At 64.2% G+C, this 22,933-nt stretch carries 21 protein-coding genes; 17 read left to right on the top strand and 4 right to left on the bottom strand.

The features are described 5' to 3' along the window. The coding region (locus EYW49_RS21205; protein ID WP_131310539.1) for a transposase at window positions 1-205 on the bottom strand (205 nt) is incomplete at its 3' end. Between the two features lie 203 nt (window positions 206-408). On the opposite strand from EYW49_RS21205, the gene EYW49_RS21200 reads away from it, so the two are divergent. The 17 genes from EYW49_RS21200 to rfbA all read left to right on the top strand — a co-directional run bounded on the left by EYW49_RS21200 (window position 409) and on the right by rfbA (window position 20,391). Then, window positions 409-1,644, top strand: a complete 1,236-nt coding sequence (locus EYW49_RS21200; protein WP_323053002.1) for a DUF1972 domain-containing protein — start codon at window positions 409-411, stop codon at window positions 1,642-1,644. A gap of 107 nt (window positions 1,645-1,751) precedes the next feature. Next, on the top strand, window positions 1,752-2,903 hold the full coding sequence (locus EYW49_RS21195) for a glycosyltransferase family 4 protein (RefSeq protein ID WP_131311628.1): 1,152 nt from the start codon (window positions 1,752-1,754) through the stop codon (window positions 2,901-2,903). A gap of 178 nt (window positions 2,904-3,081) precedes the next feature. Next, window positions 3,082-3,912, top strand: a complete 831-nt coding sequence (locus EYW49_RS21190; RefSeq protein WP_131311627.1) for a hypothetical protein — start codon at window positions 3,082-3,084, stop codon at window positions 3,910-3,912. Continuing rightward, window positions 3,909-4,388, top strand: a complete 480-nt coding sequence (locus EYW49_RS21185) for a hypothetical protein (protein ID WP_131311626.1) — start codon at window positions 3,909-3,911, stop codon at window positions 4,386-4,388. The genes EYW49_RS21190 and EYW49_RS21185 overlap by 4 nt, the downstream gene beginning before the upstream one ends. A 139-nt stretch (window positions 4,389-4,527) precedes the next feature. After that, window positions 4,528-5,580 (top strand): GHMP family kinase ATP-binding protein, encoded by a 1,053-nt coding sequence (locus EYW49_RS21180; RefSeq protein ID WP_131311625.1) that lies wholly within the window; start codon window positions 4,528-4,530, stop codon window positions 5,578-5,580. Continuing rightward, the gene (locus EYW49_RS21175; RefSeq protein WP_131311624.1) at window positions 5,577-6,809 is read left to right on the top strand and encodes an HAD-IIIA family hydrolase; all 1,233 of its coding nucleotides are present in this window, start codon (window positions 5,577-5,579) and stop codon (window positions 6,807-6,809) included. Before EYW49_RS21180 ends, EYW49_RS21175 begins: the two co-directional genes overlap by 4 nt. After that, complete coding sequence (locus EYW49_RS21170) at window positions 6,806-7,987, top strand: AGE family epimerase/isomerase (RefSeq protein ID WP_131311623.1); 1,182 nt, start codon at window positions 6,806-6,808, stop codon at window positions 7,985-7,987. Before EYW49_RS21175 ends, EYW49_RS21170 begins: the two co-directional genes overlap by 4 nt. Window positions 7,988-8,424: 437 nt before the next feature. After that, on the top strand, window positions 8,425-9,540 hold the full coding sequence (locus tag EYW49_RS21165) for a hypothetical protein (protein ID WP_165498363.1): 1,116 nt from the start codon (window positions 8,425-8,427) through the stop codon (window positions 9,538-9,540). Between the two features lie 2 nt (window positions 9,541-9,542). Next, entirely contained in the window at window positions 9,543-10,559 is a 1,017-nt protein-coding gene (locus EYW49_RS21160) for a nitroreductase family protein (RefSeq protein WP_206365524.1), read from the top strand. Between the two features lie 55 nt (window positions 10,560-10,614). Further along, window positions 10,615-12,087, top strand: coding sequence for an oligosaccharide flippase family protein (locus tag EYW49_RS21155; RefSeq protein WP_131311621.1), 1,473 nt, complete (start codon window positions 10,615-10,617; stop codon window positions 12,085-12,087). Beyond that, window positions 12,077-13,447 (top strand): polysaccharide pyruvyl transferase family protein, encoded by a 1,371-nt coding sequence (locus tag EYW49_RS21150; RefSeq protein WP_131311620.1) that lies wholly within the window; start codon window positions 12,077-12,079, stop codon window positions 13,445-13,447. Before EYW49_RS21155 ends, EYW49_RS21150 begins: the two co-directional genes overlap by 11 nt. Next, complete coding sequence (locus EYW49_RS21145; protein WP_131311619.1) at window positions 13,380-14,804, top strand: glycosyltransferase family 4 protein; 1,425 nt, start codon at window positions 13,380-13,382, stop codon at window positions 14,802-14,804. The genes EYW49_RS21150 and EYW49_RS21145 overlap by 68 nt, the downstream gene beginning before the upstream one ends. A gap of 118 nt (window positions 14,805-14,922) precedes the next feature. Next, entirely contained in the window at window positions 14,923-15,864 is a 942-nt protein-coding gene (locus tag EYW49_RS21140; protein ID WP_165498362.1) for a glycosyltransferase family 2 protein, read from the top strand. A gap of 38 nt (window positions 15,865-15,902) precedes the next feature. Then, window positions 15,903-17,378, top strand: coding sequence for a hypothetical protein (locus EYW49_RS21135; RefSeq protein ID WP_131311617.1), 1,476 nt, complete (start codon window positions 15,903-15,905; stop codon window positions 17,376-17,378). A 147-nt stretch (window positions 17,379-17,525) separates the two neighbouring features. Beyond that, window positions 17,526-18,590 (top strand): dTDP-glucose 4,6-dehydratase, encoded by a 1,065-nt coding sequence (rfbB, locus tag EYW49_RS21130; RefSeq protein WP_131311616.1) that lies wholly within the window; start codon window positions 17,526-17,528, stop codon window positions 18,588-18,590. After that, on the top strand, window positions 18,590-19,489 hold the full coding sequence (rfbD, locus tag EYW49_RS21125; protein ID WP_407695495.1) for a dTDP-4-dehydrorhamnose reductase: 900 nt from the start codon (window positions 18,590-18,592) through the stop codon (window positions 19,487-19,489). Before rfbB ends, rfbD begins: the two co-directional genes overlap by 1 nt. A gap of 41 nt (window positions 19,490-19,530) precedes the next feature. After that, window positions 19,531-20,391, top strand: a complete 861-nt coding sequence (rfbA, locus tag EYW49_RS21120; RefSeq protein WP_131311614.1) for a glucose-1-phosphate thymidylyltransferase RfbA — start codon at window positions 19,531-19,533, stop codon at window positions 20,389-20,391. A gap of 84 nt (window positions 20,392-20,475) precedes the next feature. Here rfbA and EYW49_RS21115 read toward each other — a convergent pair whose 3' ends face one another. The 3 genes from EYW49_RS21115 to EYW49_RS21100 all read right to left on the bottom strand — a co-directional run. Further along, the gene (locus EYW49_RS21115) at window positions 20,476-21,363 is read right to left on the bottom strand and encodes a tyrosine-type recombinase/integrase (RefSeq protein WP_165498361.1); all 888 of its coding nucleotides are present in this window, start codon (window positions 21,361-21,363) and stop codon (window positions 20,476-20,478) included. Between the two features lie 629 nt (window positions 21,364-21,992). Continuing rightward, a complete protein-coding gene (gene istB / locus EYW49_RS21105; RefSeq protein WP_407695496.1) occupies window positions 21,993-22,646 on the bottom strand; it encodes an IS21-like element helper ATPase IstB in 654 nt (217 codons plus the stop codon). A gap of 147 nt (window positions 22,647-22,793) precedes the next feature. After that, a partial coding sequence (locus EYW49_RS21100; RefSeq protein WP_228259705.1) for an ATP-binding protein occupies window positions 22,794-22,933 on the bottom strand: 140 nt, incomplete at its 5' end.

Below are 22,933 nucleotides of genomic sequence, written 5' to 3'. Positions count from 1 at the left end.
TGCCGAAGAATTCGGGCAAATCGCGCCACTGGGCGCCGGTGCGGGCGATCCAGAAGACGCCGTCGAGGACACGCCGATGGCCCTGAGGTCGCCGGCCGCTGTGCGGGCCACGTCTCGTCACGAAGGGTTCGAAGAACGCCCATTCCTCGTCGCTCATCAGGTCTCGAATCAACGCCGCCGCCCTCCGAAAGCGACGTTGAATCATTCCTGGACCCGAAGGGGAATCCTATTCGTCAACAGGACCTAGAGGTATTTCCTGCGCAATGTAGTGACGGGCGGGTTTCATCGGGGTGGAAGTATGCGACTTCGCTCTAACGACGGTGGCATAGGAATAAGCGCAGTTGCCCAAGTTCTCGCTCGCGGTTGGGTTTCATAGAGGTCCACGGTGACTCGTAGAAACGTCCCGGCATGCGCTCGATGGCTCGTGCGAGGCAGCGACCTCACGTTCTGATTTCGGCGAGCCGTGACGAGCGCTCATTCGTGAACACCTTGAAAGAAGCTACTGCGATGGGAAAAATGCCGGAAAGGCGCCTGAACATCCTGGGAACGAGAGGGATACCCGCGGCTCATGGAGGTTTCGAGAGTTTCGTCGCTCGATATGCTCCATACATGAAGAACAATGGATGGATGGTCACCGTCTATTGCCAGGGTGCCGAGGGCCAGAAGCGAGTTTCCAAGCGGCGAGACGTCTGGAACGGCATCGAACGGGTGCACATCGATACATATTCCCGAGGAGCACTCGCGACCGTCGAGTTTGATCTACGCAGCGTTATCGACGTCGTCCGTCGACCGGGTGTGGATCTCGTCCTCGGGTACAACACCGCGGTGTTCAATCTGATCGAGAAGCTTTTGGGCCGAACTGTCGTCATGAACATGGACGGCATCGAATGGAAGCGCAGCAAGTGGGGGCGGCTCGCCAAAACCTGGTTCTGGCTCAATGAATGGATCGGGTCGCGTCTGTGTGACGTGCCCGTTGCGGACCACCCGCAGATTGCCGCACATCTGGCGTCGAGAGGCTGCGAACGAGCGGTCGTAATTCCTTACGGCTCCGATAGTATTAAGGATTCTCCGAGTTCCGCATTGGCGGCAATCAACGTTGAAACCGACCGATTCTTTGTTACTATCGCCCGCATTGAACCGGAAAACTCGATCCTAGAGATCATAAGGGCGTTCTTGGGTGCCGTCGTCGACGCAAAGCTTCTGGTGCTTGGGAAATTTGAGCCGAATACCAACACTTATCACGCGACGATCGCCAAAGCAATCAAAGGTTCGACGTCCGTTGTGTTTCCGGGTGGAATCTACGATCCCGAAGTACTGGCGGCAATTCGGACTCATTGCCTCGGTTACGTGCATGGTCACCAAGTCGGCGGCACCAACCCGTCCCTCGTCGAGGCATTGGGTGCAGGTACTCCGGTCATCGCCCACGACAACCGGTTCAATCGTTGGACGGCCGGAGAAGGGCAGCTCTTCTTTACCGACGAAGCCGAATGCGCCGCCGCAATGCGGGAACTCGCGACATCACCCGAGCGCAGAGCATCGGCATCGGCCGACAGCCGCAAACGGCATGCAGAGGATTTCACATTCGAAAAGATCCACCGCGCCTACGAAGATCTGATCGAGCGAGCAGCATCGCGCCGTTCCTGACTGCGGCGGCCCGAAATGCCGTTCCTCGCATGGCGCGCCGATAACCGTGAGATACGGATCGACGAAATTCGAACTGCCTTTCGATCCAGGATGCGGATGATCTGAACATGCAAAGCCGACTTCCCATCATTTCCATCATCGATCCGCTCGGCAAACACGGGGGTCACCATTATTTCGTCGACGGCACCGCCAGAGGGCTCGCCGCCGCCGGTCACGAAGTCCATGTCTACGTGACCGAATTTACCGGGGTCACCCCCGGTCGCCCTTTCGAGGAGCGGGTGACCTTCGGCAGCCTCTACTCGTCGGAGCCGGCGGCGATACGGGCGGTGCGTTATTTCGTCGGTCTGGCGAAGGCCTTATGGTGGGCGCGTCGTGCCGGCACCGAGGTCGTCTGCCTGCATGCCTTCAGCCACGATCTGCGCGAAGTAGCGGCGATCTGGGGCGCGCGGCTCCTCGGCATGAAGGTGGCGTTGACCGTACACGACATCGAATCCTTCGGCTCGTCGAGCTCGGGCTGGGTGCGCGATCTCGCGTTGGCCGGCGCTTCCGGGTTGATCTTTTTGAACCACTACTCGAAGGAGACCTTCGAGCGCCTCAGCGGATCGGCCGACCGGCGTTCGGCGATCGTCCCGCACGGCCATTACGTCGACTATTTCCCGCATCCGCCCTCTCGCGATGACGCACGTAGCCGGCTAGGCCTCGAACCGGACGAATGTGTCTTCCTGTTCTTCGGCAATCCGCGCGAGGAAAAGGGGCTCGATCTCCTGATCAGCGCCCTCGGCCCGCTCGCCGGTCGGCCCGGTTGGCGTCTGATGACCGCCGGCAAGATGAAACCGCCGCAAGAGGCCGCGATGCGCGAACTCGTCGCCTCGGTCGGCATCGCCGATCGCGTCAGCATCCATGCCTACCACGTTCCCGACGAGGAGACCGTCTACTACTATCGCGCCGCAGATCTGGTGGTCATCCCCTATCGCCGCATCTACGAGAGCGGCGTTACTATCATGGCGATGGGCAACGCCCGTGCCGTCCTCGTCTCCGACCTCCCGCCGCTGACCGAAAAGGTCGTGCCGGGCGAGACCGGATTCGTCTTCGCTTGCGGCGACGAGGCGGCACTCACCGCCGCCCTTTCCGAGGCACTCGACCAGCAGGCCGGACTCGACGGGTTCGGCGCCGAGGGTCGCCGGCGGATCATGGCATCGCGGGATTGGGGTACGGTCGGTGTGACACTGAGTGCCTTCGCAGTCTCCCTGTGCCGGTGAAGCATCGTCCGACCCGCCGCGCCCGCGGCAGATCGTGGAAGTCGTGATCCCGCCTCAATTCGCCGGAAATCTGTGGTTGGCGGGTTCGGCGAGGGGCGAGGGATCGAAGGATAAAATTCGTCCCGCGTGCGGCCGGTCCCGGGTGCCGCCCACCTTGGACGAGTTACGGGAGCTACGCATGTCGAGATCTGCAATACTCTCTTCCACGTCGGCCGAGGTGGCATCGCTACCTCTGAACAAAATCATCTTTTTTCTGTTCTGCATCGCCTTCCCGAACGGACTCTATCTGCGGGCCTGGGAATACGTCACCGATTACGGCTTCGTCCCCGCGCTGTATGCCACGTTCAACATCAGCGCGGTAATCTTCGTCGCGATGTTCGTGCTGCTGCAGATCGTTCGGACGACCGATTTCGGCGAGACCCGTCCGCTCGATCCTCTGGCGATCGCCGTCGCCCTCGGTTTCGCCGTTCTTCCGATCTCGCCGCTCACCTGGGTCGGCCAAACCGGCCTCGGTCTCTACTTTCTGGCCACTAGGCCCGGTAACCCGTCGATCCGCAACACGTTCCTGCTGTTGCTGGCGCTCTGCTTCTCGTCGCTCTGGTCGCGTTTGATTTTCCATTTCTTCATGGAGTTCATACTTGAGATCGACGCCTTTCTGGTCGCCACGCTCATGAATCGGCCGTGGTCGAGCAATCTCGTGGTCGCCGCCGACGGCCTGACGACGCTGCAGATTCTTGAAGGTTGCTCGTCCTTCGCCAACATGTCGCTCGCGTTCCTCGGCTGGATCATCGCGCGCAGTTGGTACGGAACCCGCGGATTCGCTCGGTCGATCCTGTTCATCGCCATCTCTTGTGCCGCGGTGGTGTTGATCAACACCACTCGCATCGGCCTGATCGCACTTCACCCGGAGTACTACCAGCTGATCCACGGCAGCGTCGGAGCTGGCGTGGCTAGTCTTCTGACGTCGCTGTCGATCGCCGGTATTTCAATCTGGGGAGCGCGTCGGTGAAGGTGTCCCTGAAGGAAGCTGTGACCGTCGGCGCCGTCGCCGCCGCCGCGCTCGGGCTGAAAATTCTGATCGAAGACCCGATCAACTACGACAAGCTGGTCGGACCGATCCAGGAGAAGATGGAGCGTGGCCTCACCGATCGGGACTTCCAGTTGCTACCGCCGACCGACCGGCGCACGCTGACTGCGTTCCGCGACCGTTGTTCGATCTCGATTGGGCAATCGCGCCCGGAGGGCGGCGAGGATGCCATCTTCCGCGAAATCTACGGTGCCACCGGCCCGATGTCGTTCTGGTACCGCGGGGAGATCTATGCGGCGCGTCCCGGCGCGCGCGCTCTGATCGACCGCTATTTCGAGCGGATTAAACTGACCGTCGGCTTCACGCCCCTTGTCCATCCGATCTACCACATGGTCACCTCGGGCGTGTGCGACCGCCAGGTCCTGAAATCTCTGGCCCTGGACGACGTACAACGCTGAGCGGTGCGCGCTCGGCGCGTTCCGAGGGCTCCGGATCTTAACTCTACCCTCGGCCGAAAGGTTTCGAAGACGCCTCCTTCCCCGCGGGTTCGTGCGGCCCGGCGTCGCCCGAACTCCAGACGATTTGTGGATCGACACCATGGCTTCATTGAAGACTACCCGATCACGCGCGCCGCTTCGTCTCGGTCTCGCCGGCGGCGGAACCGACCTTTCTCCCTATTGCGACCAATTCGGCGGTGCGGTTCTGAACACCACGATCGATCGCTACGCCTTTGCCATCATCGTCCCCCGCGACGATCGCAAACTCGTCTTCGAGGCCCATGATCTCGGGCTGGCGCACGAGTTCGACCTTGAGGAAGACCTTTCGGCGACCCCGATGGCCCTGCATCGTGGCGTCTACGAGCGGATGGTCCGCGACTACAACGGCGGTCGCCGGGTAGCGATGAACCTGATCACCACCGTCGATGCGCCGCTCGGGTCGGGCCTCGGCTCCTCGTCGGCGTTGGTAGTGGCGTTGGTCGACGCCTTCCGCGCCCTGTTCGAACAACCTTTAGGCGAATACGACGTCGCCCACCTCGCCTTCGACATCGAACGAATCGATCTCGGTCTCGCAGGCGGTCGTCAAGACCAATATGCGGCAGCTTTCGGCGGCGTGAACTTCATCGAGTTCTTCGACCAGGAGCGGGTCATCGTCAATCCGCTGCGGCTGCGCCGCAGCATCCGCAACGAACTCGAATCATCGCTGGTCACCTGTTTCTCCGGAGCCTCGCGCGAATCCGCCCACATCATCTCGCAGCAGAAGCGCGAGCTGACCTCGGGCTCGCCCCGTGCGCTCGAAGCGATGCACAAGCTCAAGGCCGATGCGATAGAGATGAAGCGGCGCCTCTTCACCGGCGACATCCCGGGCATGGCGCAACTCCTCAACGAGAGCTGGTTGGCGAAGAAGGCAACCGCGAGCGGAATTTCGACCGGGCGCATCGACGAACTCTATGAGTTCGGGCTCGCCAATGGTGCGCTGGGCGGCAAGGTGTCGGGTGCCGGCGGCGGCGGCTTCATGTTTTTCATCACCCACCCAGAACAGCGCTACAAGTTGATCGAGGCACTGCGTGGCGCGGGCGCCATCGCCGATGCGGTATCCTTTTCCGAAGTCGGCGCGGAAGTTTGGCAGGTTCGGGAGCCGCTCATCCGATGAGTTCTCTCCAATGCGTCATCCTCTGCGGCGGTCTAGGCACGCGGCTCGGCGCCCTGACCGCGGTCACCCCGAAGCCGCTGCTCGCGGTGGCCGGTGAGCCTTTCCTCGAGACCCTAATCTTCGAGCTCGGCCGCCAGGGCATCCACGACGTGCTCCTGCTTGCCGGCTTCCAGGCCGAGAAAATAGTCGCCTTCGCCGAGGCCTCGCCTGCTGCGCGCCGCTTCGGCATGACGGTCGAGGTGTCGGTCGAGCCGGCCCCGGCCGGAACCGCCGGGGCGCTGCGACAAGCCGCCGACCGTCTCGCCGACACCTTCTTCTTGATCAACGGCGACACTTGGTTCGACGTCTCGCTGCTCGCGCTGTGGGCAGCCTTCGAGGCGCGCGCGCCCGGCGTCCTCGGTGCCGTCGCCCTGCGCCGGGTCGACGACGCTGGCCGCTACGGTTCGGTCGATGTCGACGGCGACCGAATCACCGGTTTCCGCGAGAAGCAGCCCGGCGGTGGCGCCGGGTTGATCAACGGCGGCAACTATCTCCTGTCGAAGGAGATTCTGGAACGCGTGGCGCCGGTCTCCTCGCTGGAGCGCGACGTCCTGCCCGACCTCGCCGCCGAGGGCCGGCTGATCGGCGGCGCCTTCGACGACGCCTACTTCATCGACATCGGCCTGCCGGAGACCTACGAGCGGGCGCAGACCGAGATCCCGGCGACCAAGCGTCGCCCGGCGGCCTTTCTCGACCGCGACGGCGTCATCAACGTCGACCACGGCTACATTGGCTCGCCCGACCGCTTCGAGTTCGTCGAAGGCGCACCCGAGGCGATCCGCCGGCTGAACGAGAGCGGCCGCTACGTCTTCGTCGTCACCAATCAGGCCGGCATCGGTCGCGGCTTCTACACCGAGGCCGACCACTTCGCCCTGATGGACCACATCGCCGCCGAATTGCGCGTCCACGGCGCCCACTTCGACGACCACCGCTACTGCCCGCACCATCCGGACGCGACAATCCCCGCCTATCGGCAGGATCATCCCTGGCGCAAACCGAATCCCGGCATGCTCCTCGATCTGATCGCGCAGTGGCCGGTCGATCTCGCGCAGAGCTTCCTGGTCGGCGACAAGGCGAGCGACATCGAGGCGGCGACGGCTGCGGGCATCCCCGGCCATCTCTTCGAAGGCGGCGACCTCGCGGCCTTCCTCGAAACCGTGATCGAACGACCGAGGACCGAATCCGAATGAATGCTCCCGTTTCTTCTCTGCTCTCGGCTCACGCCGACCTGCGAGCCTGGCTCTTCGACGAGGCGCTGCCGTTGTGGTGGCGGATCGGCGGCGATCGGGTCGGTGGCGGTTTCTTCGAACTCCTCGATCAGACGGGCGCCGTGGTCGAGGTGCCCCGCCGCACCCGCCTCGTCGGCCGCCAGATCTTCAGTTACGCCAAGGCGGCGGCCATGGGCTGGGATGGACCGGCGAAGGAAATCGTCGATCACGGCATCGACTTCCTGCTCGGCCGCAGCCTGGCGCCGGACGGCACCTTCCACGGATCGGTGGCGCCGGACGGCACCCCGCTGCGTCCGGTCTTCGATCTCTACGATCATGCCTTCGCGCTCTTCGGCCTCGCCGCGGCGGTGCCGGTGGTCGACGATCCCGATCGGTTGAAGACGGTCGCCCGTGGCGTGCGCGAGAAGATGCTGGCCGGCTGGAAGCACCCGGTCGCGGGGTTCGAGGAATCGGCGCCGCGCTCGCTGCCGCTGCAGGCCAACCCGCACATGCACATCTTCGAGGCGAGTCTCGCCTGGATCGAGGCCGGCCCGATCACCGGCGACAACGGTTGGGACGCGCTCGCCGACGAGATCGCCGAACTCTGCCTGAAGCGCTTCTTGCACCCGCAGAACGGCGCGTTGCGCGAGTTCTTCGACGGCAACTGGAATACCGTCGACGGCGAAGCCGGTCGCATCGTCGAGCCGGGACACCAGTTCGAATGGGCTTGGCTCCTGAAGCGCTGGGGCCTGATGCGCGGCCGGCCGGACGCACTCGCCGCGGCGCGCCGGCTGGTCGAGATCGCCGAGACCCACGGCGTCGATCCGGCGTCCGGGCTCGCCATCAACGAGCTGTTCGACGACTTCTCGATCCGCGACGACAAATCGCGTCTGTGGCCGCAGACCGAGCGGATCAAGGCCTGGCTCGCCATGGCCGATCTCGGCGCGACGGCGGCCGAGCGGAGTGCGGCGCAGGAGCGCGCGGCGATCGCTGTGCGGGGCCTGATGCGCTACTTCTCGAAAGAGGTGCCGGGCAGCTGGCACGAGACCATCCGTCCCGACGGCGGCTTCATGCCGGCCGAGGCGCGCGCCTCGAGTCTCTACCACATCACCTGCGCTTTCGATTGTCTGGACGCGGCGGTCGGCGGCGGCGGCGCGTGAGACCGTGGATCGCGGGGCGCCCGGCTCTCGTCGGCCGGCGCTCCGCAATTCGCCGCGCAGCACATCTTCGGCTCCGAAAGCCGACGACAGGTGGTGGACGATGTCCCGATCGGCGGTTCTTCGGTGCCGATCGGATGGAACTCCTCCGACCCGGGGGTCGAAACATGTACGGCAGGATACCGGCCACCTATTCGCAACGCCGGCGACCGCAATTCGAGGTTCGACGTTTCGCGGCGGCTCCGGCGGCGAAGATTCGCTGGTCGCGGATCCTGCTGGTCGCCGGCGTTCTGCTCTTTTCCTATGGTCTGCCACTGGTTCTCATCGGTATCCCCGTGTGGATGAGCCAAAGACTACTGCATATATTCATATTCATGATGGCGCCGGTATTCTTGTGGAAGTGTTACTTACGCGGGAGTTTTCCGAGACGATACAGGCTCATGGCGATATTCGTCGCGTATCTGTGCGTCGTCTCGCTCATCTACAATACAATGTTGGTCCCGAACCCGTTGATGACGTGGGCGCCGGGGTTGATTTTCTATCTTCCACTAATTGTTTTCTCGGTCTTCGACCTCTTCGAGGTTTCGATCGACGAAGTGGCCGGTGGATTCATCGCGGCGGCGACATTCTGCGTGTTCCTCGCCATGCTCGACCAGGTTTCGAACATGGCGGCGCTCGACCAGTTCGTCAGAGTGTCGGCCTTCGACTCCGGGCTTCGACGTCTGGTCCTGGCGAAGACCGAGCAGGCGTTTTCGGTCGTACTGCTGGTCGCACTGTTCTTTCGAACGAGATCGTTTCTAGTGAAGGCAATCGTCGTGCCGTGCGGACTGGCGTTGCTTTATGTGCTCGTCGTCTTGACCGAGAGCCGTCTCGTGCTCGGGGCCAGTGGCATCGGCCTCGTGATCTACGTGTCGTACCATCTGCGCAGCCAATTCAAGGTCGTCGTCTTGATCGCGATCGCCGCTGCGGCGGTGGTCGCATTGCCATTTGTAATGGAAAAATACGCGGCGGTTTTCCAGAATATCGATCTTTTAAACAGTGACGCTAGCGTTCAATTCCGAAATCTCGAGCAGAGATTCTTCGCCGGGTACTTCGACAACACCTACGGCCTGGGATTCGGGTTCATGCATTTGAACGAGAATCTCGACAACATCCAGTCGTTCGCGATGTTCCGTGCGGGCCAGTTGTTCGGTGCGGTCAATTACCCGGTCAGCCTAGGGGACATCGGAATCTATGGCGCACTCTATCAGTTCGGGTACCTGGGGTTGGCGTTCACCATCGTCCTGACGGTCATCGTGATCGTCGATCTGATGCGCGCCGGCCGTGACGTGAACAATCCGAGCCATGCGGCGTGCGGGGCCTTCGGATCCGTGGCGCTCGCCTTCATGCTCAGCCCACTCCCGATGAACTACTTCACATTGGACTGGACCGTCGCCTTCGGCGGCACGCTCTGGTACGTCGCGGCGCGATCGCACGAGTTCCGCCTCCGGCGAAGAATGCCGATGCGGTCGGGTACTGTTCCGGCTCACGCAAATTCGATCGAAAAAGGTTGCTGACGATGTCGATGAAGTCTGCGATCAAGAAATACATCCCCGATTTCGTTTGGCGGAGATTGAGAAAGGCGAGAGTGTTCGTCGAAACGATCTACGTCCTGATTCGTGACTACGCCTACGATTTCGGAAAATTCTATAAATATTCAAGTGCCGTTCGGGTGCGGCCGGATCTGGAATCGAAAATCAAAACGATCATCAAAGAATACCATGTGATCGAGAAGGGGCTCTCGCTGCCGGAGCCGCGGGCCGGTTTCGGTCGGGATGTCGTCGAGCGCGTCATCGGCGAGACGACGCGTTTCGAGGCCGAGCACGGGTCGCACGCCTTCACCGTCGCCGTCCGGGACGCGCTCGCGGAATATGTCGCGTTCAACCGCGACCACGATCTGCGGTTTCCGGCGATCGAGGCATTTCTGGCCGGCGGCCCGGCGGGAAGCGCAGACTCGACGGGCGGCACGCTGTCGTTCGCCAGGGACGACATCGTCAGGCACGGCGATTTCTCCTTCGCCGATTTCGCCGCCCGACGGCACAGCATCCGCAACTTCACCGGCGACGAAGTACCGGAAGCGGATCTGCTGCGGGCGGTGGAAATCTCTCTGAAGACGCCGTCGGTCTGCAACCGACAGACCGCCAAGGCCTACATCCTTCGCGGGAAGGAGCTGATCGCCAAGGGGCTGTCGTATCAGAACGGCAATCGCGGGTTCGGCCATCGGGCCGGCGCCGTCTACATCGTCACCTCCGATCTTCGGTCCTTCCTCTACACCGGAGAGCGCAATCAGGCCTGGATCGACGGTGGCCTGTTCGCCATGTCGCTCGCCTACGCCGTACATTCGCTCGGCTACGGGGCCTGCATGCTGAATTGGAGCGTCGACTTCGATCGGGATCGAGCCATGAAGCGCAATCTCGGGATCCCGGACAACGAAGCCGCCATCATGATGATCGCCGTCGGGGTCATTCCGTCGGAGCTGAAGGTTGCGCAGTCGTGGCGCAAGACCTTGCAGGAGACCGCCATCGTGCTCGGGTAACGAGCCGAGGCGTCACAATCCATGCATCTCGCGACTATGCGCAACCGGAGACTGAATGACCAGCGACATCGGCACCACGGCGATGCGCGGATTGTTGTGGTCGGCGGCCCAAAACTGGGGCGGTCGGCTCATAACCTTTGCGATGTTCGCGATTTTGGCGCGCCTGCTGACGCCGGCAGACTACGGCGTCGCCTCGGCGGCGCTCGTCGTCGTCGCTTTCGTCACCATGGTTTCGGAGTTCGGCTTCGGTGATGCCATCATCCAGCGGCGCGATCTGAAACCCGAGGACGTCGATCTGCCGTTCGTCGTCTCGGTGGCGACATCGTTCCTGCTTTCCGGGGTCATCGTCGCCTTCGCCGGCGCCTTCGAGGTCTGGCTCAAGGCGCCCGGTCTGACGCCGATCCTGATCGGGCTCGGTGCATTGGCGCCGATCATGACGCTCTCGGTGTTCCAGGAGATCAACTACAAGCGCGTGTTCGCTTTCCGGACGCTCGCATTTCGGGTCCTGATCGCCAACGTCGTCGGTGGTGTGGCGGCAGTCGCCGCGGCCGGCCTCGGTGCAGGGGTCTGGTCGCTGGTATTGCAGAGCTACGTCACCGCGCTTGTCGGTCTGATCTGGCTATGGTGGAGCCCGATGTGGCGGCCGCAGTGGCGGTTCACCGTCGAGAGCCTGAGGCCCCTCGGCCGGTTCGCGCTGCCGGTCATAACCATGCGCATCGTCGATTTCGTGTCGTCGCGGGTGGTCGAGCTGATCATCATCCGGCAGTTCGGCATCGCGGCCTTCGGCGTCTATTCCGTCGGCGCCCGCCTCTACCAGATCCTGCTCATCCTGTTGCAGAGCGTTCTGAACGACGTGTCGTTGCCGGTCCTGTCGACGGTAGCGGACGATCGAGAGCGCCTCGGGCGGATCTACCTGCAGTCGGTCAACTTTTCCACCTTTCTGGCGACCCCGATCTTTGTGCTGTTCGCCGCCCTGTCGCCCGAAATCTGCGACGTCCTGTTCGGCGCGAAATGGGCCGGCGTCGACGCCATTTCATTGCCGCTGCTGCTGGTCGGCGCGGTGCAGTGCGTGCAGCACCTGAACGGCCCCTACATGACGGCGCGCGGCCGACCGGGCAAGACGCTCGTCCTGGGTCTGATCAAATACATGATCATCATAGTCGGGCTGCTCGCCGTCAGCTTCGACCGCATCGACCATCTCGTCGCCTACTACGCGGTGCTGCAACTCGCTGTGACGCCGCTGTCCTTCGCCGTCGCGGCGCACGAACTCGGTCTGTCCTATCTCAAGGTCGCCCGCATCCTCTTCGTCGGCGGCATCGGCTGCGCGATCGCGTTCTTCGGTGTGGTGGTCGCGCGGCCCTTCGTCTCGCCGATCCTGCCCCACGGCATTCTCTCCGGCATCGCGCTCGGCCTCGTCTACTCGGCCTGCCTGCTCGCTTTCTACGTCATGTTCGCGCGCCGGCAGCTCGGCGAGATCATCCGGTTCGTCACCACTCGCATCGGCAAGGGCAAGCCCAATGCAGCTTAAGAAGGCGTTGAAATCTCTCGTCCCGCCATCGCTCCAGGCCCGCATCCGGACCTGGAAGGCGGAACGCGCCATTGCCGTCTTCGAAGCCGAGTGGCGGGAGAGCCGCCGGAACGCGGCGCGGATCCAGGTCCGTCGGCCGATCGAGCGCATCCTGCTAGTGCCGCCCGATCCCGGTACGCTGATGGGTGCCCTCGGCGACGATGCGATGGTGACATCGGTGGTGGAGATGGCGCGGGCACGCAACCCCGAGGTGGAGATCGAGGTGCTGACTGGCCGCCCTGTCGCCTCGGAGATGGCGGTGGCGCATGGACTGAAGCCGGTGGAGATCTGGGAGAGCCCGCACTTCGTGCGCGATCTCGACGCCTTGCTGACGAAGCGGCGTTACGACGCCGTCGTCGCTCTTGGTGCCGACATCATGGACGCCTATCACGATTTTCTCGGCTCGGCGAAGATGATCGCCGTCGTCGATCTGCCGGCGCGGCGCGGCATTCCGTCCTCGGTGCTCGGGTTCAGCTTCAACGCCCGACCCAATCCACGGCTCGCGGCGCATTTCGCCGGCGTGAGCCCTGACGTGCGCTTCCGGCTGCGTGACGAGATTTCCTTCGAACGCTTCGGGCGGTTCAGCCCGGCGACCAGCGAACTGGTCGCCGACAGTGCGTTCGTGCTCACCCCCGGTGCGGTGGCCGACGACCTCGGCGCCTGGATCGACGCGATGCATGCCGACGGTCGAAAGGTCATCGGCATCAACGTGCATCCGATGCTGTTCCGCGACGCCACGGACGAACAGATCGCGACCATCGTCCAACGAGGAGCGGATGCCCTGCTCGCCTGTGCCGAGACGGCGCGGGTCGCCTGGCTCCTGCTGCCCCACGACTATCGCGGGCGGCTCGGCGATGCCGTCTGCCTTGAGCCGATCAGAGATCGCGTCGCCGGCATTCTGGGCGACACCGTGCGCCACCTCGACGGCCGCCATCGGGCGTCAACGCTGAAGGCGGTCGCCGGTCGGCTCGACGGTGTGGTCTCGGGGCGGATGCATCTCGCGATCGCCACGCTCGGCATGGGCGTTCCGGCGCTCTGCGCCACCTATCAGGACAAGTTCGAGGGCCTCTACCGGCATTTCGGTCTGCCGGACTGGCTGCTGTTGTCGCCCGAGAGTTTCCTTGTCGAAGGGACGTTCCGCGATGCGCTCGCCCGCTTCATCCAGCAACTGCCGGAGTTGACACGGATCGTCGGCGCGCGCCGAGAGGCTGTTCTGGCGCTGTCGCGGCAGAACTTCACGATCTTCGACGACGTTGCGCAAACGGCCCGAATCGGTTCTGCCGGGCAAGGCGGTTCGCCCGCACCGGTGCAGGACGCGTGACTTCCGATCGGATTTCCTCACCGATGATCCATTCGACCATCGGCACTCGGACAGTGGGTATTGCCGCATGAGTGCTTTCGACGTCGCGCGCCTCGGTCTGAAGAGGTGGCTTCGTGTACCGGTTCGCCAGACCGAGGCCTATCTGCGCGCCCTGAAGGACGGGACCTTCGCGGATCGCCCGGTGGGGTCGGCTGCAGCCGTGCGGCCGGGTGCCGCCGGATCCGTCGACCGCAGTGGCCGCGGCGACGTATTGGTCCTCGACTACGCTCTGCCGACCCCGGATCGGGACGCCGGCTCGAGAACCGTGTTCGAACACGTCGTCAGCCTCGTCGATCTCGGCCACCGGGTCCATTTCTGGCCGTCCGACGGGCTCGACGTCCCGCGCTATGCCCATCCGCTGCGGCGGCTGGGCGTGAACGTGGTCGCCGGCTACTTCCGGCCGTCGCTGAAGAACTGGCTCGCGGCGCGGCGGGGAACCGTCCGCCACGTCCTGCTCAACCGGCCGGAGGTCGCCGAGGCCCATCTCGACACGCTCAGGGCCGCCGGGCTGCCGGTTCTCTACTACGGCCACGATCTCCACTTCGCCCGGCTCGGCATGGAAGCGGAGCGGACCGCCGACCCGGCGATCGCCGCGAAGGCGGTGGCCGCGGAGCGACTGGAACGGAGCATCTGGCGGCGGGTGGCGGTGTCCACCTATCCGGCATCCGACGAGACGGACCGGATCGCCGCGATCGAGCCCCGAGTGGTCGCTCGGCCGCTCCTCGCCTTCTGTTTCGACGAGTTCCATCCGCGCACCGCGGCGCCAGGCGAAGCACAGCTGATGTTCGTCGGAAGCTTCCGTCATCCGCCGAACGTCGCGGCGGCCGAGATCCTGGCCAAGGGAGTGTTTCCGCTGGTCCGCACGGCGATCCCGGACGCGAGGCTGGTGATCGCGGGTGCCTACCCGACACCGGGCGTCTCGGCCCTGGCCGGAGACGGTGTCGAGATCGCCGGATGGCTCAGCGACGAGGCACTCGCCGATCTCTATGCCCGCTCCCGCGTCGCCGTGGTGCCGCTCGGCGTGGGCGCAGGTATCAAACTGAAGGTCGTCGAGGCCCTCCGGAACGGGATCCCGCTCGTCACCACTCCGGTCGGCGCGCAGGGACTTCCGGGGCTGGAAGCGCTGGTGCCGGTCCGAGACGGCGACGACGCGATCGCGGCAGCGGTCGTCGAACAACTACGGCTCGCCGACGAGGCGTGGTTGTGCCAGTCGAAGGCGGAACAGGACTACGCCCGGAGTCATTTCTCCCGAGAGGCGATGAAGCGGTCGCTCGTCGAGGCGCTCGAATTGGCCACCGAGACCCGGCCGATCGAATGAGGCCAACGAATCTGCAGATCGAACCGCCGATCGGCAAAGGACAGGCCGAAACATGATCGTCGTCGTCCTCGTCAACTGGAACGGCCACCACGACACCGTCGAGTGTCTCGAGGCGCTGATGCGGCTCGACACGCCGACGTCGGAATTTCGGGTCATCGTCTCCGACAACGATTCGGCGCCCGGCTCGATCGAGCACATCGTCGGCTGGTGCGAAGACCGGGTGGAGGTCGATCGTTCCGGCTCGGCCTGGAGCGGCCTGCCGAAGGAGCGGCGGCATCGGCACGACCACAGGGTGATCGACCTCGGCGCGCCCGGGAGCTTTGCCGATGCGCCGCTCGTCACTATCCTGCGCAATGGCGCGAATCTCGGCTTCGCCGGCGGCAACAACACCGCGATCCGGCTGGCGCTGACCGACCCCACGGTGGAAGCCGTATGGCTTCTCAACAACGACACGATCTGCCGCCCGGATGCCCTCGATCGGCTCTCTGAGCGGATGCGGGCCGAACCGGACCTCGGTATGCTCGGCTCGACGCTGGTCTATTATGACGACCCCACGAAGGTTCAGGGGCTCGGCGGGTGGTTCGACGGCCGCAAGGGCATGGGCGACCACATCGGCAAGTTCACCGACCTCGACGCGCTGCCGAGCCGCGAGGCGGTGGAACACGAGATGACCTACGTGATCGGCGCGTCCATGTTGGTATCCCGCCGATTTCTCGAAGAGGTCGGGCTCATGGAGGAGAGCTATTTCCTCTATTTCGAAGAGACCGACTGGAGCGAACGCAATGCCGGTCGGTTCCGGATCGGCTGGGAGCCGGCCTCGATCGTCTGGCACAAGGAAGGCGGCAGCATCGGCACCTCGCTCCGGCATCGCGCGAGCAACACCAGCCTCTATTTCCTCAACCGCAATCTGCTGCATTTCACCCGGACCTACTACCCGCGGTCGATGCCGATGATCGCCGTGCGGATCCTCGCCCGGGCGGTGCGGTTCCTGGTTCGCCGCGACATCGACGGTGCACGCGTGGTCATCCGAGCCGGTCGGGACTATCTTCTCGGCAGGTGAGGACGGCGGCCGATGTCGAGCGAGGGACGGAGGACGGCATGATCACGTTGACCCGGCGGGGATTGATCGGCGGTGCGCTGACGGCGCCGTGGGCGATGCGCGACGCGGCGTTCGCCGCCACCGGGGACGTGTTCCACGTGGACTCGGTTTCCGGGTCGGACGCCGCCGACGGCCGCAGTCCGGCGACGGCCTGGAAGACGACGGAGAAGGTTTCCGCCGGTCGCTATCGGGCGGGCAGCTCGATCCTGTTTCGGCGCGGCCGGTCCTTCCCCCTGAGTTCGACGTTGCGTCTGCAATCGGCCACCGGCGGCCATCGGCACCTGGAGACCGGTGAAGCTCCCGTCACCCTCGGCGCCTATGGTGGTTCGCCCGGCGAGCCGTTGCCGCGGATCTCGTCGTGGAAAGTGCTGGATCCCGCCGGATGGACGTCGGCCGGTCCCGACCTGTGGCGGATCGACGTGAACGCGGCTCTGCTGCCGGAAGGCAGCCATACACCGGGTCGCGACGGCGCCAACATCGGTCGGTTGTCGGTCGACGGCGCGATCAAGACCGTGAAGAAGCGGTCCGCCGTCGCTCTCAAATCCGATTGGGAGTTCTTCTCCGATCAGGAGCAGTTCCTCTACGTCTTCTCGCACGACAACCCGAAGGATCGCGCCGCGACGATCAAGGCATCGCCGAACGTCCGCATGCTGGCGCTCGACAGCGGGATCACGGCACGCGACCTGTGGTTCGAGGGCACCGGCGGCAATGCGGCGGACCTCTATTGGGACACCGACATCCAGTGGTGCGTGTTCCACACCATCGGCGGGAGCTTCCTTTCCGACGGCCGGCGTTACGGAAACGGCGTGCAGCAGTTCGGGAGCGGCTACGACATCACCGCGCGCAACAACCTGTTCTGGGAGTGCTACGACACGGCGCTCACCTGCCAGGGCTATCCGATGGACAAGCCGAACTCGGGTTGGGAGAACATCGATTACTCCGACAACTGGATCGCGCGTTGCCAGTCGGCGATGGAGATCTGGGCGACCTACGGCAAGGGCAAGGCGCTCGGAACCTGCCCGCCCGGGTCCGGGTTCCGCAACGTCCGGGCGCGGCGGCTGCGCTTGTTCGACCTCGGTCGCGGCGCGTCCCGGCTCGGCCGGCTCGATTATCAGATCTGGGCCGCGTTCATCGAGCCGGCGCCGATCGAAACGCCGTACCGGCCCGTTCCGATTTCCGTCGCCGAGATGAAGAACTGCTCCGACCGGTTGTTGTTCGGGCCGTCCTCGCAGGACAGGACGCGCCCGGCGCTCGACTTCGTGCTGGAGCCGTCCGATCTCTCGCTGCCGGAGAAGAGCCTGATCGCCAACGGCTCCGGCTACCGGGTCGAACAGTGGGACGCCTACGTTCGGCAGACCGGGATCGGCGTCGGCTCGACCATGCGGATCGAGCCCGAGGCGACGACCGGGTTCGGCGAGACCGTTCTGACGCCGTTCGAGACACTCCATGCCCGCTGGGCGGCGTCGCGCGGTTGATCGACGCCGCCCGGCCGTCGCATGTCCGTCGTTCGGGTGCCCGGCGGTCTCGGGCGCCGTTCCGGTTTCGGCACTTTCCTTGCCTAGGTTTTCTCTTCACATCGACCGATGTCCCGCTCCGGGACACCGGTCCATCGGAGGTGTCTCATGCGGATCATCGTGACGGGCGGCGCGGGTTTCATCGGCTCCGCCGTGGTACGGCATCTGGTCCTCGAGGTCGGTGCCGAGGTGCTGACCCTCGACAAACTGACCTATGCCGGCAATCTCGCCAATCTCGCGCCGGTCGAGGGCAAGCCGAACCATCGTTTCGTCCAGGCCGACATCTGTGACGCCGCCGCGGTCGCCGAGGTGTTTTCGAGCTTCCGGCCGACCCGCGTCTACCATCTCGCCGCCGAGAGCCACGTCGATCGTTCGATCACCGGTGCCGCGGATTTCATCACCACCAACGTCATCGGCACCTTCACCCTGCTCGAAGCGGCCCGCCACTTCTGGAACGGTCTGCCTGCCGACGAGAAGCGCGACTTCCGCTTCCTCCACGTGTCGACCGACGAGGTCTACGGCTCGCTCGGCGCCGAAGGGCTGTTCACCGAGACGACGCCCTACGATCCCTCCTCGCCCTATTCGGCGTCGAAGGCGGCCTCCGATCATCTGGCGATCGCCTGGGGCCGCACCTACGGTCTGCCGACCGTCGTCTCCAACTGCTCGAACAACTACGGGCCTTACCACTTCCCCGAGAAGCTGATCCCGCTCGTCATCCTCAACGCGCTGCACGGAAAGCCGCTGCCGGTCTACGGCGATGGCTCGAACATCCGTGACTGGCTCTATGTGGAGGATCATGCCAAGGCGCTGCACCTGATCGCCTCGCGCGGTCGCGTCGGCGAGACCTACAACGTCGGCGGGCGCAACGAGCGCAGGAACATCGACGTGGTCACCACGATCTGTGCGATCCTCGACCGGTTGGCGCCGAAGAGCCACCCCCACGGCGATCTCATCACCTACGTCACCGATCGGCCAGGCCACGACGCCCGCTATGCCATCGACGCCACCAAACTCGAGACCGAGCTCGGCTGGAAGGCCGAGGAGACCTTCGAGACCGGCATCGAGAAGACGGTCCGCTGGTACCTCGACAACGAAGCCTGGTGGCGCCCCTTACGCGACAAGATTTATGCCGGCGAGCGGCTCGGCGTCTTGAAATCCGAAGGGAGCGAATGATGGCGCATCGCTATCTGGTGACTGGCACCGAGGGCCAAGTAGTCGGTGCGCTTCTGGAGAAGGCCGCCGGGCGCGACGACATCGAGATCGTGTTGATCGGGCTGCCCGAACTCGACCTTTCCGACACGACGAAGATCGCGCCGGCGATCGAAGCGCTGAAGCCGGACGTGATCCTGTCGGTCGCCGCCTATACCGCGGTCGATGCGGCCGAGACCGACGAGGCGCTGGCCCTCGCCATCAACGGCACCGCCCTCGGCGAGATCGGCCGGGCGGCCGCTCGGCTCGGCGTGCCGGTAGTACATCTCTCCACCGACTACGTGTTCGACGGCGAGAAGCCCGCGCCCTATGTCGAGACCGATCCGACCGGGCCGGTCGGCGCCTATGGCCGCACCAAGCTCGCCGGCGAGTTGGCGTTGGCCGCAGCCACGCCCGACCATGCGATCCTGCGGACCGCCTGGGTCTACTCGCCGTTCGGCAAGAACTTCGTCAAGACCATGCTGCGGTTGGCCGAGACCCGCGACCGCGTCGGCGTCGTCGCGGACCAGATCGGCAACCCGACCTCGGCGCTCGACATCGCCGAGGCCATGCTGGTGGTGGCGGGCAACCTTCTCGCGGCGCCCGACCCGACCTTGCGCGGGCTCTTCCACATGACCGGCACCGGCGAAGCAGCCTGGGCCGACTTCGCCGCCGAGATCTTTCGGGTGTCGGCGGCATGCGGCGGGCCTTCCGCCGAGGTCGAGCGCATCCCGACGTCGGCCTATCCGACGCCAGCGCGACGCCCGACGAATTCGCGTCTCGACTGCGGAAAGCTCGAACGGGTTCACGGCGTTCGCCTGCCGGCTTGGACCGAATCGACCGAGGTCGTCGTCCGCCGCTTGGTCGGCGGTCAGCCCGCCTGAGCCTTCAGTCATTGATTTCACGAAATCGCGGGAGTTCCATCATGAAGGGCATTATTCTGGCCGGCGGTGCCGGCACCCGGCTGCATCCGATGACGCTCGTCACGTCGAAGCAGTTGATGCCGATCTACGACAAGCCGATGATCTACTTCCCTCTGTCGGTCCTGATGCTGGCCGGTATCCGAGAAATCCTGATCATCTCGACGCCGCACGATCTGCCGAACTTCGAGCGACTACTCGGTGACGGCTCGCAGTGGGGGATCTCGCTCTCCTATCGGGTACAGCCGAACCCCGGCGGTCTCGCTCAGGCCTATACGATCGGTGCCGACTTCGTCGCCGGCGGGCCGTCCTGCCTGATCCTCGGCGACAACATCTTCTACGGCGCCGGCCTGCAGCGTCTCCTGCAGCGGGCGCGTGAGCGCGGTGCCGGCGCGACGGTCTTCGCCTACCACGTCAGCGATCCGGAGCGTTACGGCGTCGTCGAGTTCGACAAGGAGATGCGGGCACTGTCGATCGAGGAGAAGCCGGCCAAACCGAAGTCCAGTTGGGCGGTGACCGGGCTCTACTTCTACGATGAGACGGTGGTCGACATCGCCGCGAACATGAAGCCGTCGGCGCGCGGCGAGTTGGAGATCACCGACGTCAACCGTGTCTATCTGGAACGCGGCGCGCTGTCGGTCGAGATGATGGGGCGCGGTTACGCTTGGCTCGACACGGGCACGCCGGACAGCCTGCTCGAGGCGGCTGAATTCGTCCGCACGCTGGAGAAGCGGCAGGGCTTCAAGATCGCCTGCCCCGAAGAGATCGCCTACCACCAGGGCTTCATCGACGCGGCCGGCCTCGGTCGGCTGGCCGATGCCCTGGGCAAGAGCTCCTACGGAGCCTATCTGCGGAGCTTGATTTGAGGTCCTGAACTCAGGCGAGCCGGATGCAACTTCCCTTCTGCATCTGCCAACCCACGGAATGAGGATCTTTGGCCGCTCGATCGATCACCAGCGGTTCGCGGACACACGGAGGAGGTCGGCGTTTTGAACGTAACGCGCCACGACGTTTACCGACTTCCATCCGCCCGTTTTCATGATCGGCAGTAGGCCCATCCCGGCAGCCATCATGTCTTGCGCAGCACCGACGCGCATCGAATGCCCAGATAGAGCGTCGACTGTTTCGGCCGAAGTACCGGCAGCGGCGGCGCGTTGCTTCAAGATCCGACCAACCGAGTGCGGATGGAGAGGGTTCGGACCGACACCATCGAAGACGACGCGGCGGAACAGCCATCCTTCATCGATCCCGGCTGCGCGCAGCCATTCGTCGAGCAGCCCGGCGCTCCGCATCGAAACATATCCCTCGCGACCGTCTCCGAACGGGTCGTTCTTGGCGCGTCGGATGAGAGCGAGCATGCCGCCGTCGGCCAGCCACGTCAGATCCTCCAATCGAAAGGCGACGAGTTCGGAGCGGCGGCACAGCGTGTCGTAGCCGATCGAAATCAGGGCCCGATCCCTTAAGCCCGAGAGATCAGCCGGACAGGCATCGATCAGCCGATCGCGCAGGTCGGAGGTCAGACCGAGGGCCTGTCCCGGCCGGCGGTGCCGAGTTCTCTGGGCACGACGAAGGGCGATCACGACATCCTCGTCTTCGGCGGGATTGCCGAACTTGAACAAACGGTGAACTTTGCGGATCGACGCCAGTCTCCGCCGCAATGTGCTCGTCGATGCGGTGCTGGGAGCCGCACCCAGAAAGGCGGCCACGGTTTCCGGCGCGGCCGGCAACGCCGTGTGACCGTTGGCATTGCACCACGCTTCGAAAGTCCGGAAGTCGGCGCGGTAGCCGCGGAGCGTGTTTTCGGAGTAGGCTCCGTCGAGGCGGAGAAGCGCCGCCATCCAATCTCTGGCGTCCGATTCTAAAGCGGGCGGGGTATTGGTCATAGCGAACAGTCCCTTATGGTGCCTATAATTGCACCATAAGGGCAATATGTGAAAATGTCAATGATTACAGCTGCCCAGATCCGAGCTTCCCGTGCTGCTCTTCGGATGGCGGCGCAACACCTCGCCGATCATTCTGGAGTCGCACTGAGGACCATCAAGCGCATCGAGACCTTTGATGGCATTCCTCCGAGCCACACGTCTACGCTTTCCGCTATCAAGACAGCCCTTGAGCGAGCCGGAATCGAATTCATTGGCACACCCGAGGATCGACCGGGTATCCGCGTGAATTTTGCGAAACGCTCGGAGGCACCGTGATCGCAGGGCCCGTCACGTCCGAAACTGAAGAACGTGGAGCGCGACAATTATGAAGGCCGCTCGCCGACAATTAAGCTGGCCAAAATGGGCGTTTGTCGAGTAGCGAATTGGACGCTACCCGTATAATTGTCGTTTGGCAAGAGGGGGCATTCAGCGACAATTACACTAATTGTCGCCGTCTGTTTGGCGTCCCTCTCTCGGTAATTGTCGGCGGCGGCTTTTGTGGCGACAATTACCCGGTCGTGAGGTGAATCGGCTCCGATAGGGAGCTACGCTGACGCCGGGGGATCCTCCTTTGCGGCTCGGCGCGCGGCGGAGCGCTCGCGATAGCTCTCACCTTTCATTTCGATGATCGTCGCGTGATGGACCAATCTGTCTACCGCGGCGGCGGTTGTGGCGGCATCCGGAAATACCGAGTTCCAGGCTGAAAATGCCTGATTGGCGGTGATGGCGATGCTGTGGCGTTCGTAGCGATGGGCGATGAGTTCGAACAGGACGCTGGTCTCGGCTTGATCCTTGCGGACATACGAGAGGTCGTCGAGGACGACGAGGTCGAACTTGTCGAACTTCTCGAGGGCGCCGATCAGGGTGAGATCGCGCCGTGCGATCTGCAGCCGCTGAACGATGTCGATGGTGCGGGTGAACAGGACGCGCTTTCCGGCGTCGATGAGAGCGTGGCAGATCGCCGCCACGGCATGGCTCTTTCCGGTGCCGCTCTTGCCGAAGAGCAAGAGATTGTCGCCGTTCTCGATCCACTCTCCGCCGGCACCGAGGGAGAGGAGTTGCTGCTTTCGGACGCCTGTGGCGGCGTCGAACTCGAAGCTGGCGAATGTCTTCCCCGCGGGCGTCTCGGATTGATCGCGATGACGCTGGATGCGGCGGGAGGTCCGCTCGGCGACCTCGATCTCGATGAGCGTGGCGATCGTCTTCTGAGCCGGCCAGCCATCGCGGTCTGCGGTCTCGGTGCGCGCTTCGCTGAATCCGGACAGCCATTCCGCTAATTCCCGGACAGCGTTTCCGCTAAAGTCCGGACAGTTTTGACGGGGTGGTCCTCGGGTGCCTCGTTTTCGTCAGGGGTTATAGGTTTCGCCGTTTTCGGCGGGGGTCAAGAGGGGCGAGGCCCTTTGCTTGCGCATGCTGTCGCCGGCCAGTTCGATGCGGTGGGCGTTGTGGACGAGGCGGTCGAGCACGGCGTCGGCGACGGTATTGT

Origin of the sequence: Siculibacillus lacustris (assembly GCF_004328075.1) — a bacterium.
In the GTDB taxonomy this organism is placed as follows: Bacteria; Pseudomonadota; Alphaproteobacteria; order Rhizobiales; family Ancalomicrobiaceae; genus Siculibacillus; species Siculibacillus lacustris.
The sequence above is the reverse complement of the archived record's forward strand: the minus strand, read 5'-3'. Positions and strand labels throughout refer to the sequence as shown.

Bases quoted from the DNA above. Each gene is read 5' to 3' on its own strand.
- EYW49_RS21200 (WP_323053002.1), top strand. From the start codon at position 409: ATGCGCTCGATGGCTCGTGCGAGGCAGCGACCTCACGTTCTGATTTCG.
- EYW49_RS21195 (WP_131311628.1), top strand. From the start codon at position 1,752: ATGCAAAGCCGACTTCCCATCATTTCCATCATCGATCCGCTCGGCAAA.
- EYW49_RS21190 (WP_131311627.1), top strand. From the start codon at position 3,082: ATGTCGAGATCTGCAATACTCTCTTCCACGTCGGCCGAGGTGGCATCG.
- EYW49_RS21180 (WP_131311625.1), top strand. From the start codon at position 4,528: ATGGCTTCATTGAAGACTACCCGATCACGCGCGCCGCTTCGTCTCGGT.
- EYW49_RS21175 (WP_131311624.1), top strand. From the start codon at position 5,577: ATGAGTTCTCTCCAATGCGTCATCCTCTGCGGCGGTCTAGGCACGCGG.
- EYW49_RS21170 (WP_131311623.1), top strand. From the start codon at position 6,806: ATGAATGCTCCCGTTTCTTCTCTGCTCTCGGCTCACGCCGACCTGCGA.
- EYW49_RS21165 (WP_165498363.1), top strand. From the start codon at position 8,425: ATGGCGATATTCGTCGCGTATCTGTGCGTCGTCTCGCTCATCTACAAT.
- EYW49_RS21160 (WP_206365524.1), top strand. From the start codon at position 9,543: ATGTCGATGAAGTCTGCGATCAAGAAATACATCCCCGATTTCGTTTGG.
- EYW49_RS21155 (WP_131311621.1), top strand. From the start codon at position 10,615: ATGACCAGCGACATCGGCACCACGGCGATGCGCGGATTGTTGTGGTCG.
- EYW49_RS21150 (WP_131311620.1), top strand. From the start codon at position 12,077: ATGCAGCTTAAGAAGGCGTTGAAATCTCTCGTCCCGCCATCGCTCCAG.
- EYW49_RS21140 (WP_165498362.1), top strand. From the start codon at position 14,923: ATGCGGCTCGACACGCCGACGTCGGAATTTCGGGTCATCGTCTCCGAC.
- EYW49_RS21135 (WP_131311617.1), top strand. From the start codon at position 15,903: ATGATCACGTTGACCCGGCGGGGATTGATCGGCGGTGCGCTGACGGCG.
- rfbB (WP_131311616.1), top strand. From the start codon at position 17,526: ATGCGGATCATCGTGACGGGCGGCGCGGGTTTCATCGGCTCCGCCGTG.
- rfbD (WP_407695495.1), top strand. From the start codon at position 18,590: ATGGCGCATCGCTATCTGGTGACTGGCACCGAGGGCCAAGTAGTCGGT.
- rfbA (WP_131311614.1), top strand. From the start codon at position 19,531: ATGAAGGGCATTATTCTGGCCGGCGGTGCCGGCACCCGGCTGCATCCG.
- EYW49_RS21115 (WP_165498361.1), bottom strand. From the start codon at position 21,363: ATGGCGGCGCTTCTCCGCCTCGACGGAGCCTACTCCGAAAACACGCTC.